This window comes from Magnetospirillum moscoviense (assembly GCF_001650635.1).
Classification (GTDB): domain Bacteria; phylum Pseudomonadota; class Alphaproteobacteria; order Rhodospirillales; family Magnetospirillaceae; genus Magnetospirillum; species Magnetospirillum moscoviense.
On the sequence record NZ_LWQU01000130.1, the window covers coordinates 146,020 to 158,299 of the forward strand.

Annotated in this window: 8 protein-coding genes; 6 read left to right on the forward strand and 2 right to left on the reverse strand. The window is 63.8% G+C overall.

Features of this window, described 5'->3' with window-relative positions:
- The first annotated feature begins 245 nt into the window (after positions 1–245).
- From A6A05_RS08705 to A6A05_RS08730, 6 genes are all read left to right on the forward strand, one after another.
- The gene (locus tag A6A05_RS08705; protein ID WP_068499462.1) at positions 246–1,679 is read left to right on the forward strand and encodes a TIGR03013 family XrtA/PEP-CTERM system glycosyltransferase; all 1,434 of its coding nucleotides are present in this window, start codon (positions 246–248) and stop codon (positions 1,677–1,679) included.
- A gap of 114 nt (positions 1,680–1,793) precedes the next feature.
- The gene (gene prsK / locus A6A05_RS08710) at positions 1,794–3,899 is read left to right on the forward strand and encodes an XrtA/PEP-CTERM system histidine kinase PrsK (protein WP_068499464.1); all 2,106 of its coding nucleotides are present in this window, start codon (positions 1,794–1,796) and stop codon (positions 3,897–3,899) included.
- Positions 3,896–5,266 carry a PEP-CTERM-box response regulator transcription factor gene (gene prsR / locus A6A05_RS08715; RefSeq protein WP_068499466.1) on the forward strand — a complete coding sequence of 457 codons (1,371 nt, stop codon included), beginning with the start codon at positions 3,896–3,898 and terminating at the stop codon, positions 5,264–5,266. The genes prsK and prsR overlap by 4 nt, the downstream gene beginning before the upstream one ends.
- Positions 5,263–8,049: an XrtA/PEP-CTERM system TPR-repeat protein PrsT gene (gene prsT, locus A6A05_RS08720; protein WP_082910816.1), complete on the forward strand. Its 2,787-nt coding sequence runs from the start codon at positions 5,263–5,265 to the stop codon at positions 8,047–8,049. Before prsR ends, prsT begins: the two co-directional genes overlap by 4 nt.
- A gap of 3 nt (positions 8,050–8,052) precedes the next feature.
- Positions 8,053–9,282, forward strand: coding sequence for a glycosyltransferase family 4 protein (locus A6A05_RS08725; RefSeq protein WP_082910817.1), 1,230 nt, complete (start codon positions 8,053–8,055; stop codon positions 9,280–9,282).
- Positions 9,279–10,424, forward strand: a complete 1,146-nt coding sequence (locus A6A05_RS08730) for a glycosyltransferase (protein ID WP_068499470.1) — start codon at positions 9,279–9,281, stop codon at positions 10,422–10,424. The genes A6A05_RS08725 and A6A05_RS08730 overlap by 4 nt, the downstream gene beginning before the upstream one ends.
- On the opposite strand, the gene A6A05_RS08735 is transcribed toward A6A05_RS08730, so the two are convergent.
- Both A6A05_RS08735 and A6A05_RS20780 read right to left on the reverse strand, forming a co-directional pair.
- Entirely contained in the window at positions 10,358–11,515 is a 1,158-nt protein-coding gene (locus A6A05_RS08735) for a glycosyltransferase family 4 protein (protein ID WP_068499471.1), read from the reverse strand. The two genes, A6A05_RS08730 and A6A05_RS08735, sit on opposite strands and share 67 nt — an antisense overlap.
- Positions 11,512–12,135 carry a hypothetical protein gene (locus A6A05_RS20780; protein ID WP_156520971.1) on the reverse strand — a complete coding sequence of 208 codons (624 nt, stop codon included), beginning with the start codon at positions 12,133–12,135 and terminating at the stop codon, positions 11,512–11,514. The genes A6A05_RS08735 and A6A05_RS20780 overlap by 4 nt, the downstream gene beginning before the upstream one ends.
- Positions 12,136–12,280: the final 145 nt, after the last annotated feature.

Here is a 12,280-nt window from a genome sequence, read left to right on the forward strand (position 1 = left end):
AATAAATTTTCTGGAACCTGCGTAATTTCCGAACCTATCTAATTGTTTTTCATCAATGTAGCCTGCACAAATCAATTTTTCTCAGTTACTGCACTTACCTTTACTTCGCTCTACTTAACACACAAGCAAAATATTGCCGCATATATGAAACTATTCTTTTGCGCTTTTTCTTATTGGCGTCATGTATCAGCATAACCACGTCATTATTTCCACTTGCTCTAGGCAAGTGGTTAGTGGAGGCAGTCATGTTCCGCCTATTCAAGCACTACGTTAACGGCCCATCCATTCTCCTGTCAGCAGTAGAAACATTCTTTCTGTTTGGGCTTGCGATCATAACATACGACATATTCAGGTCGCTTAATTTAAACATCAATCCGAATATTGGTGGAGCCGGAGCAACGTATATGGCCCTGCTGACAACAACCAGCATGGCATGCGTCGGGATGTACAACAGACAGCATTTCATGAATTACTCAGATATCATCTCACGAATCACCGTCATCATACCGGCGATACTTATTATTATTGTTTCAGCACTCTTAATTCGCGACTATGTGACAGATGTCGAGCGCATCAACGGCGACTACATGTTTTTCTTTGTTGTGCTCAGTGCATTCTCGCTGTCATTGCTCGCGTGGCGCGCCATCTTCATCAAGGTGATCGACCGCACCGCCACCTTCAAACGGCGAGTTCTGATCCTGGGAACCGGCAGCCGCGCCGCCAACATCGAGAAGCTCAGCCAGGAACACCGTCACAAGACCATCAGCATCATCGGCTATCTCCGCCTGGGTTCGCGGCCGGTTCATCCGCATTCGGATGCGGGCGGACGGCGCAATGGCGAACGGCGCGCCGATTTCTGGGTCGCACCGGCCGAACTCGCCCAGTTCTGCCAGGCCAACGACGTCGAGGAAGTGGTGGTGGCCAGCACCGAACGCCGGGGCATGCTGCCGGTCAGCGAGTTGCTGGCCTGCAAGTTCCAAGGCACCCAGATCACCGAATATGCATCGTTCTGGGAACGCGAAAGCGGCCAGGTCGATCCCGACGAGATCAGCCCCAGCTGGATGCTGTTCTCGGACAGCTTCGGACTGGGCATCGTGCGCCGATTCGTCAAACGTGGTTTCGACATCGTGGTCAGCAGCCTGGTGCTGGTTCTGACCCTGCCGATCACCATCCCCACCGCATTGCTGATCCTGCTGGAAAGCCGTGGACCGCTGTTCTATCGGCAAGAGCGGGTCGGGCTGCACGGCAAGCCGTTCATGGTCTTGAAGTTCCGTAGCATGGGCACCGACGCCGAAAAGAACGGCCCGGTCTGGGCGGCCAAGAACGATCCGCGGGTCACCCGGGTCGGGGCCTTCATCCGCAAGGTCAGAATCGACGAGATCCCGCAGGTCATCAACGTGCTCTGCGGCGACATGTCCTTCGTCGGGCCCCGCCCCGAGCGGCCGGTGTTCGTCGAGGCCTTGGCGCGCAAGATCCCCTATTACAACGAACGCCACGTCATCAAGCCCGGCATCACCGGTTGGGCACAGATCAACTATCCGTACGGCGCCACGGAACACGACGCCAAGATGAAGCTGGCATACGACCTGTACAGCATCAAGAACGGCGGACTTTTCCTGGACATCATCATCATGATGCAAACCGTCAAGGCCGTTATTTGGCACGACGGCGCCCGTTAGAGCACTTTCCGATCTGACGGGGTCGGATCGGAAAGTGCGACAAGCCCGCGCGGACCCGGCCACGGGCCGTACAGACAAATCGAGATGCATGACGGAGGAATTCATTTGAGCGACATGTTCGATGCCGCCAGCTACGGAATTTGCGCCATTGCCTATGGTGGCCTGGCGGCCATCGCCTTGAACTCCGAGACCGAAGGGATGAGGCGGCGGCACTTCGTGGTCGCCGGACTGGCCACCGCCCTGTGGGCCGGACTGATCGCCGCAACCTGGCTGATGGCGATTCCTGCGGCGCTGCTCAATCTGAGCGAGGTGCTGCGCGTCGGCAGCTGGCTTTATTTCCTGCTGACCTTGTGGGGGCGCCTGGACGACAGCCGCGGCGCCACCGTCCGGCGCATCCTGGTCACCCGCGCCTTTGTTCCCATTGTCGTGGTGATCGGTCTCGTCGCCCTTCCCACGTCTCTCGACATCGGCGCGTTGCACGAGCAGGCATTGCCGATCAAGGCCCTGGTCAACATCGTCTTGCCGGTAATCGGTCTGCTGCTGATCGAGAACCTGCTGCGGATCAGCGGCACGACCGGCCGGTGGGCCATCAAGCATCTGGGCCTGGGCCTGGGCGCGGCGCTGTCGTTCGATTTCTTCATCTATTCCGACGCCCTGGTGCAAGGCGCCGTCGGCGAGGTGTTCGTCACCGCCCGCGCCCTGGTCGCCATCCTGATCGTCCCCTTGCTGTGGGTCTCGTTCCATCGGCTGCGGACCTGGAAAAGGGATGCCGAAATCCGCCTGATCGCCTCGCCCAAGGCCGCTTTCTACACCATGGCGCTGGTGGCCAGCGGTTCGTACCTGCTGGTGATGGCCGGCGTCGCCTATTACATCCGCATCGTCGGCGGCAAATGGGGCGCGCCGTTGCAGATCGCCTTCATGGTGGCGGCGCTGTTGATCATGCTGGTCAGCATCGCCTCGTCGCGATTGAAGTCCCACGCCAAGATCTTCGTTCTCAAGAACTTCTTCGCCTATCGCTACGATTACCGCGAGGAATGGCTGCATTTCCTGCAGATCATGTCGGCACAGCAGCCGTCGGCCCTGGCCCCTCGCCTGGTCCGCGCCATGGCCGACCTGATGGATTGCCCGGCCAGTGCGCTGTGGGTCCTGCTCGGCCCCGAGCAGTGCTTCTTCTCGGCCGCCGCCTGGAACTTGCCGCCGCCCCACCCGCCGGTTCGCTCGGATTGCGCCATGATCGGCTTCTTTCGCCGCACCGGCCGGGTCATCGACATGGATGAATACCGCAAGGCCCCTGCACGATACGAGGGAACCATCCTTCCCGACTGGATCGTCGCCCGCCCGGCGGTGTGGCTGGTGGTGCCCTTGGTCCATCGCGGCGACGTTCTGGGCTTCGTGGTTCTCGATCAGGCCCGGGCACCTCGCCGCCTGGACTGGGAGGATCGCGACCTCTTGGATACCACCGCCATTCAGGCCGCCAGCTACCTGGCCGAGGAACTGACCACCGAAGCCTTGCGCGCGGCGCACCGCCTCGAGGATTTCAATCGGCAATTCTCTTTCGTCGTGCACGACATCAAGAACGTGGTCGGACAGATGTCGCTGCTGCTGGGAAATGCCAAGACCCACGGCGACAACCCCGATTTCCAGAAGGACATGCTGGAAACCGTCGGCAATTCCGTCAGCCGGATGCGCGCCATGCTGGAACAGTTGGCGATCCAGCGCCAACCGCCGGCGCCGCCGCAAGTTCTGGACCTGGCGACCATTCTTGACGGCGTCGCCGCCCATTGGGGCAAAAGTGCCGCCAACCTGACCTTTGCCCCCCCGGCACAGCCGGTCTTCGCCCCGGTCGATCCGACGAAACTGGTCTCGGCGCTCGACTTGCTGATCGACAACGCCCTGACGGCGGTCGCCCTCTCGGGGTCGGTGGAACTGCGCCTTTGCACCGCTCCCGGCCACGCCCTGATCGAGGTTGCCGACGACGGTCCCGGCATGGATGCCGCCTTCATCGCCACCGAGCTGTTCCGCCCGCTGGCCTCGACCAAACCCGCGGGCTACGGGATCGGCGCCTTCCAGACCCGCCATCTGGTGGGCGAAATGGGCGGCCGCCTGGAAGTCGATTCCATCCCCGATCACGGCACCACCATGCGGATCGTTTTGCCCCTGGCCGCCGCCCCGTCAGCACTTCCCGATGAAACCTCTGTCTTGAAGGCACGACACGGATGAACGACGACAAACGCAAAATCCTGGTCATCGAGGATGATCTGGGCCTTCGCACCCAGTTAAAATGGGCGCTGGCCAACTTCGAGGTCCTGGTCGCCGAAGACGGCCCCAAGGCCCTGCACCAGTTCGAACGCAAGCGCCCCCCGGTGGTCATCTTGGATCTGGGGCTGCCCCCCGATCCCAATGGCGCCAGCGAAGGGCTTGCCACCCTCGAGAAGCTGCTGAAACTAGCGCCCCTGACCAAGGTCATCGTCGCCAGCGGCAACGACGAGCGGGGCAACGCCTTGAAGGCGATCGAGCTCGGCGCTTATGACTTCTATCCGAAGCCGGCCGACCTTGATGTCATGCGGCTGATCATCGACCGCGCCCTGACCTTGCACGATCTGGAAGAGGAAAACGAGCAACTGGCGCTGGGACGAACCTCGCCCCTGGCCGGGTTGGTGGCGTCGTCGCCGGAAATGCTGGGCCTGTGCCGCAGCGCCGAACGGGTCGCCACCGCCAATATCGCCGTGCTGATCACCGGAGAAAGCGGCACCGGCAAGGAAATCCTGGCCCGGGCGGTGCACGATCTCAGTGCCCGCGCCCACCAACGCTTCGTTGCCATCAATTGCGCGGCCATTCCCGACAATCTGCTGGAAAGCGAATTGTTCGGCCACGAAAAAGGGGCCTTCACCGGCGCGGTCAAACAGACCATCGGCAAGGTCGAGCAGGCCCATCATGGCACCTTGTTCCTGGACGAGATCGGCGACATGCCCCTGTCGCTGCAGGCCAAGCTGCTGCGCTTCCTGCAAAACCGCACCATCGAGAGAATCGGCGGCCGCAAGGAGATCGAAGTCGATGTCCGCGTCCTGTCGGCCACCAATCGCGACCTTGCCGCGATGATGACCGACGGATCGTTCCGCGAGGATCTTTATTATCGTCTGAACGAAGTCAGCATGCACATGCCGCCGCTGCGCGACCGCCCCGGCGACGCCATCCTTCTGGCCCGCTACTTCCGGGCCAAATATGCCAAGGACTTCCAGCGCGCCCCCAAGACCTTCACCACCGATGCCCTGGCGGCCATCGCCCGTTACCGATGGCCCGGCAATGTCCGCGAACTGGAAAATCGGGTCAAGCGGGCGATGCTGATGGCCGATGGCAAGGCGATCTCGAGCGCCGACCTCGAGCTATGCGACGATACCGACATCCTGCAGATGCCGACCCTGCGCCAGATCCGCGCGCAGGCCGAGGCCGAAGCGGTCCTCCGCGCCCTGGCCATCACCGACAACAATGTCTCGGATGCGTCGCAACTTCTGGGCGTGTCGCGCCCGACACTCTACGAAATCATGCACGCCGCCAACATGCCCATCAATAGGAGGGACCGGTCATGAAACTCGCGCTTCTCTGCGTCACGACGATGTTGATCGCCGGAACCGCCCATGCGTCCCAGAACTCGGCCGCGGACATCTCGGAAAGCGGCCGGCTTCTGACGGCCGGCCGGGCCTTGATCCAGAACGGGGAATATCGCCCGGCGATGATCCAGTTGAAGAAGGCGGTCAAGGCCGATCCCGGCAACGCCGAGGCCAGATTCGAACTGGGGCTGCTGCATTTCCGCGGCGGCGATTTCCTGGCGGCGGAAAAGGAATTCCTCCTGGCCCGCGAAGGCGGCTTCGATCTCGCCCAGGTCAATCCGCTGCTGGCGAACACCTATCTGGCCGCGGGCAAGTTCCAGCGCGTCCTGGACGACATCGCGCCGTGCCCCGCCGATCCGGCCTGCAAGGCCGATGTGCTGGCCTTGCGGGCGCGCGCCTTTCTGGCCCTGCGCAAGCCGGACGACGCCGACAAGGAATCCCTGGCCGCGCTGGCCGCCGACCCGGATAGCGAGACCGGGCGGACCACCCGGGCCATCATCTTGATGGTGCGCAACGACAATGGCGAGGCCGAGCGGATCATCGACGCGGTCTTGCTCGGCAATCCGAGAAACGGCGAGGCCCAGACCGCCAAGGGGGACCTGCGCCGCCGGGCCGGCGACCTTGATACCGCCCGCATCCATTACCAAACGGCGCTGGAAACCGCGCCCAACGACACCCGGATTCGCCAGAGCCAGGCCTTGACGCTGATGGCGTTGGGCAAGGACGACGAGGCCAGGGCCGAGATCACCCAGGTCCTGGGCCTGACCCCGAAGGCGCCGATGGCGCTATACCTCAAGGCGGCCTTGCTGGTCCGGGCGAATAAAATTCCCGAGGCCCTGGACACGGTCCGCCCGGCGGAATCGGCCATCGCCCAGATCCCCCAGGGGACCTTCCTGCTGGCCTTGATCCATTCGCGCAGCAACAATCTGGAAGAGGCGGTGAACTATGCCACCAAGTTCCACAATACCGCCCCGGACAGCCTTGTCGGCGCGAAGCTGCTGGCCGATATCCACTTCCGCCTGCACGCCTTTCCCAAGGTCATCGCCATCCTGGCTCCGCTGCGCGACCGCCTGGGCGACGACGACGAGAGCTTAAGCCTGCTGGGTTCGGCTTACCTGGCCGAGGGCCAGATCAAGGAAGCCAACGAGCTGCTGACCGAAGCGGCCAAGACCAGGCCCAACGATCCCTCGACCCGCGCCCGGCTGGCCTTAAGCCGCGCCGGTCAAGCCTCGACCCGCGAGGAAGGCATCCGCGAGCTGGAAGGCCTTGTCGCCAGCGGGGCCGACACCGCGCAGGTGGATCTGGCCCTGGTCTCGAGCCATATCGGTAACGGCGATTACGACAAGGCCATCGCCGCCGCAGCCGCTATGGCCGCCCGTCAGCCCAAAGCCCCCCTGCCGCCGACCTTGAGCGGGGCCGCCCGGTTGGCGAAGGGCGATCGGCCGGGGGCGCGCGGCGACTTCCAGTCCGCGCTGGCCGGGAACCCCGATTACGTCCCGGCCGCCGTCTATCTGTCCGAATTGGACATGCAGGACGGATTGTTCGATTCCGCCCGCCGCACGCTCGACACCATCTTGAAGCGCAAGCCGGGCGATCTGCGTGCCTTGCAGGCGCGCGCACAGGTCGAGACCCGGGCGAACAAGCCGGCGGCGTCCATTCCCTTCCTGGAAACGGCGATAAGGCTGCATCCGGGGGAAATCCCGCCGCGCGTCTACCTGCTGCGGGCGCATTCGGCCACCGGCGACAAGAACAAGCTGGCCGCCACCGCCTTGGACCTGGCGCGGACCCAATCGGGCAATCCGGCCGCCATCGATCTGGCGGCGCGAGCCTTGTTGTCGGTAGGACGATCCGAGGACGGGCTGAACCTTTATCGCCAGATGCAGACCCGGTTCCCCGACATGGCGCAATCCCACGAACGCTATGGTCAGGCCCTGGCCCTGCTGGGACGCGACGACGAAGCCCGCACCGCGTTCGATCGCGCCATTTCCGCCGAGCCGCGCGCCCTGTCCGCCTGGATCAACCGGATCGCCCTGGAACGCAAGATAAGCGGCCATGATGCGGCCATGGCCATGGCCGAAACCGCCAGAATTCGAAACCCCGACGTCCCGGCCGCCCAGGTGATCCAAGGCGACCTGCTGTCGTCGGCCGGAGACGCGGCGCAAGCCGAGACCGCGTATCGCAAGGCCTTCGAGCAAGCGCCGTCATCGGTCACCGTGGTACGCCTGTTCCATGCGCTGGCCAGAAAGGGCGACTCCGCCGCCGCCGGCAATCTGCTGACGACCTGGCTGAAGGCCAACCCCGACGATTCCAGCGTGCGGGTGGTGCTGGCCGGCCACAAATCCCTGCACCGAGACTATCGTGGCGCCGCCGCCGAGTACGAGGCCGTCGCGGTCAAATTGCCCCGCAATGCCGCCGTGCTGAACAACCTGGCCTGGACCTACGGTCATCTGGGTGATGCCAGGGCGGTCGAGACGGCCAGACGCGCCTATTCCATGTCGCCGGACAGTCCGGCCATCATGGACACTTACGGCAGCCTGCTCTATCGCGACGGCCTGCGGCCCCAGGGCCGGGAATTGGTGAAGCGGGCCTTCGCCGCCACACCCGGCGACCCGCAGGTGGCCTATCACATGGCCGTCATCTTGGTGGACAGCAAGGACCTGCCCGAAGCCCGCTCCATCTTGAAGGGCGTGGTGGACTCGAAGGTGGCCTTCGACGGCGCCGACGAGGCCCGCAAGCTTTATTCCGACTTGAGCGGGAGCTGACCCATGGACACCGACGGCAACCGTCCCTTGCGGGTCCTGACCTTCTCGACCCTGTTTCCCAATGCGGCGCAGCCGGTCAACGGCGTTTTCGTCGAAAACCGCCTGAGCCACCTGGTCCAAAGCGGCGAGATCACCGCCCGCGTCGTCGCACCTGTCCCGTGGGTTCCCCAACCCTTGGTCCGGCCCGGCCGCTGGGATCGCATCGCCGCCGCGCCGGACCATGAGGAGCGCCATGGACTTGGCGTATGGCATCCGCGCTATCCGGTGATCCCCAAGATGGGCATGAGCGTCGCACCATTGCTGATGTATCTGGGCGTGCGCAACACCGTCGCCCGCCTGCTGGCCGCTGCGGATTGCGACCTGATCGACGCCCACTATTTCTATCCCGACGGGGTTGCCGCCGCCCTGCTCGCGCGGCAATTCAAGAAGCCGCTGGTGATCACAGCCCGCGGCACCGATCTCAATCTGATCCCCCGTTTCGCCCTGCCGCGCGCCCAGATCCGCTGGGCGGCCCGGCGGGCCGACGGATTGATCACCGTTTGCCACGCCTTGAAGCAGCCTTTGATCTCGTTGGGCATTCCGGCCGAATCGGTGACGGTCCTGCGCAACGGCGTCGATCTGCAGGCCTTTCGGCCGCGAGACCGGGCGGCGGCGCGCCAGAGTCTGGGGGTATCGGGTCCGGTTGTCGTCTCGGTGGGGCTGCTGATCGAACGCAAAGGCCATCATCTGGTCATCGACGCCGTTGCGCGGATGCCCGAACTCACCTTGCTGATCGCCGGCGACGGCCCCGAGCGGTCCGCCCTGACGGCAAGGGCCGCCGCCGCCGGCCTGGACGGGCGGGTCCGTTTCCTGGGCGAGGTGGCGCATCGCGACCTGCCCGACATCTACGGCGCCGCCGACGCCCTGGTCCTGGCCTCGAGCCGGGAAGGCTGGGCCAACGTCTTGCTGGAATCCATGGCCTGCGGCACCCCGGTGGTGGCCACCGATGTCTGGGGCTCGGGCGAGGCGGTCACCTGCCCGGAAGCCGGCCTGCTGATGCCCCAACGTTCCCCCGACGCGATCGTGGCGGCACTATCGGCCCTGCTCGCCGCGCCGCCCGACCGGGCCGCCACCCGCCGCCACGCCGAGCAATTCAGTTGGGACGCGACGACCACCGGGCAATTGTCGCTGTTTCGCCGAATCGTCGCCGGCCACGGTCATCCGCAGCGCACGGCCAGGATGGTGGCGGCATGAGCCAGTCTTCCCCCCGCACCCTTCTGCACGTCTTCCCGTCCTTCGCCATCGGGGGCGCGCAGATGCGCATGGTCCAGCTGGCCAACCATTTCGGGCCTCGCTATCGCCATCTCATCATCTCGATGAACGGCAATTGCGATGCTCTGGGCCGGCTTGCCCCCGACATCGATGCGCGCCAGTTGGAGATTCCGGTCAGGAAATCCGGGCTGTGGTCCAATCTGAACACCTTCCGCCAGGTGCTGAAGGATGAGCGGCCCGATCTTCTGGTCACCTCGAACTGGGGGACCATCGAATGGGCGTTGGCCAATATCCCGGGATTATGCCCACACCTGCACATGGAAGACGGCTTCGGGCCGGACGAGGTGGCGCGCCAGCTGCCACGCCGGGTGATGACCAGGCGCCTGGCCTTGCGCCGCACCACCGTCATGCTGCCATCGCAAACGCTTTACAGCATCGCCAGGAACGTCTGGCATTTGCCCAAGGACAGGCTGCGCCACATTCCCAACGGCGTCGATTGCCGTCGCTTCGGCGGCCAGGCCGACGACGGACTGGCGGCACGGCTGGGGCTGAATGGACCCGAACCGGTGATCGGCACGGTGGCGACGTTGCGGTCGGAAAAGAACCTGTCGCGATTGCTGAAGGCCTTCGCGCTGGTGTCGGCCACCCGCCCCGCCCGGCTGGTGATCATCGGCGACGGGCCGGACATGCCCTGTCTGACCACCCTGGCCCGCGTGCTGGGATTGACCGACCGGGTGGTCTTCACCGGCGCCATGGCCGCCCCCGAAAGCCTTCTGCCGGCCTTCACCATCTTCGCCCTGTCATCCAATACCGAACAGATGCCGTTGTCGGTGCTGGAAGCGATGGCGGCCGGCAAGCCGGTGGCGGCCACCGATGTCGGCGACGTCCGCGACATGGTTTGCCGGGAAAACCGGCCCTTCGTGGTTGCCCCCCGGACTCAGGCGCTGGCCCAGTCCATCGGCGCCTTGTTGGACGACCCGGCCCAAGCCGGACGCATCGGCGCAGCCAATGCCGACCACGCCCGCGCCACCTTCGATGAATCCTTGATGTTCCTCGCCTATGGCGCCCTGTTCGACGGCCCCACCCCGGCCAGGACCCGGCGGACATTGTCGTCCCAGGTATAGCCCTTGTCGTCGATGGTGCGCGTGGCGCTGCGGCCCAGTCGTCCGCGAAGAGCCTCGTCGCTGCACAATTGCGCGATCCGCTCGCGGAAGTGGGCCGGGTCATCGGGACGAAACAGCAGGGCATTGTCGCCATCGGTCAGGATTTCGCGGATGTTGGGCTGGTCAGGCGCGATGATGGCGCGGCCAAGCCCCATATATTCGAACAGCTTGAGCGGCGAGGCGTAGGGCTCGACCCGCGGATTGAGGGCAATGTCGAAGGCCGCGACATAGTCGGAAACCCGGTCGCGCCCGACCAGCCCGATGCAGGTGACGCAATCCGCCATACCCAGCCGCGCGGCCTGATCGATGACCGCCGCCAGGCCGGGGCCCTCGCCCGCAATCAGGAAATGCAGGGAGGCTGGGTTCTCCAGCGCGGCCATCGCCGTCAGCACGTCCGGCAGCCGATGCCAGTCGCGAACGAAGCCGACGAAGCCCAGCACGACCTTGCCGGTCAGGCCCAATTCCGCCCGGATCGCCGTTCCGTTGCCGTCAAGGGGGAAGCGTTGCCGGTCGATACCGTTGGGCACCACCCGGATGCGCCGTTCGGCCACCCCGGCGGCGCGCAGGAAGTCGGCAAGAACCTCGGTCACCGGAAAGGTCATGTCGGCGCCGCACCACACCGCCCGTTCGCTCCAGCCGGCCAGCGCTTTCAGGGCCAAGCCGCCATGGCGGTCGCGTTCGTGGGCGAGAGGTGAATTGACCTCGAGCAGATAGGGAATGTCGGCCCATCGCTTCATCCACAATCCGGCCAGGAAGAACAGGTTGTAGCGCTCGTAAAGCACGTCGGGACCGAAGGCGGCGCAGGCCCGTTCCAGCCGGAAGAAGGCCGGCACCGAATAGGCCAGTTCGAGAACCTCGTAAAGCACCCTGGGCAGCAGCCGCTTGATCCGCGCCACCACACCGCCGTCATGGCCGAAGGACGCGCCCTTGGCCCCGCCCGGAGCCACCACCAGGACCTCGTGGCCCTGGCGCCGCATCGCCGCCACCATTTCCTCGATATGGACGTCCTGGCCATCCCGCGACGCCGTACGGTGGTGATAGAGAATCTTCATCCCGACCGGGGCCAATACTTGCTCATGTGGCGGATGGAATCGATGAATCCGCGCGCCCAATGGCCTCGTTCGTCAGGGGTTTGATAGGGATTGAGCACTTCCATCGCCGCATCCATCTCCTCGATGGCGGGGTCGATCTGCTCGCGCGCGACGAAGCAGCCCTCGGCATAAATCCGCGCCAAGGCGGTGCCGGTGGCGCGGGGGGCGGACAGTCCCACCGTCTCCGTCCACCGTCCGGTGCGGTCATAGGTGGAATGGTGCCCCAGCAGCCGTGGCTGTGGCGCCGCATACGGCAAGTATGGCAGCGGGTCCCGGGTGACGTTGAACAATGTCGACATCGCGCCCTCGTCAAGGAAGTCATCGAACTGGCAGTGCAGACCTTCCCTGCCACTATTCACAACATTACAAAACAACGACCTTCGGTGAACCTTCAGGTCGATCCGATTTTCTTTTAATGGATTCGGAGAACCAATCATTGCGACGCATAATCCGCCGCTGCTGAGATTGGTGATGACGCCAAGGCTCCCGTTTTTCGCCTTGCTGACAACAACGGCTTTTTGCGACGACAAATATCTTATGCCGTGACGTAACTCTGAATTCATGACTTTATAAATCCACATATGGCATCTTATTTATAACATCCAAAAACATAATCAACCGACCATCGACCAATCCAGTATCGGAAAATACTCATACCACGCATAACGCAATCAAAGACGACTTCATATTTCAATTCTTGCTGTAGCATAAACCATTGCCCGAACA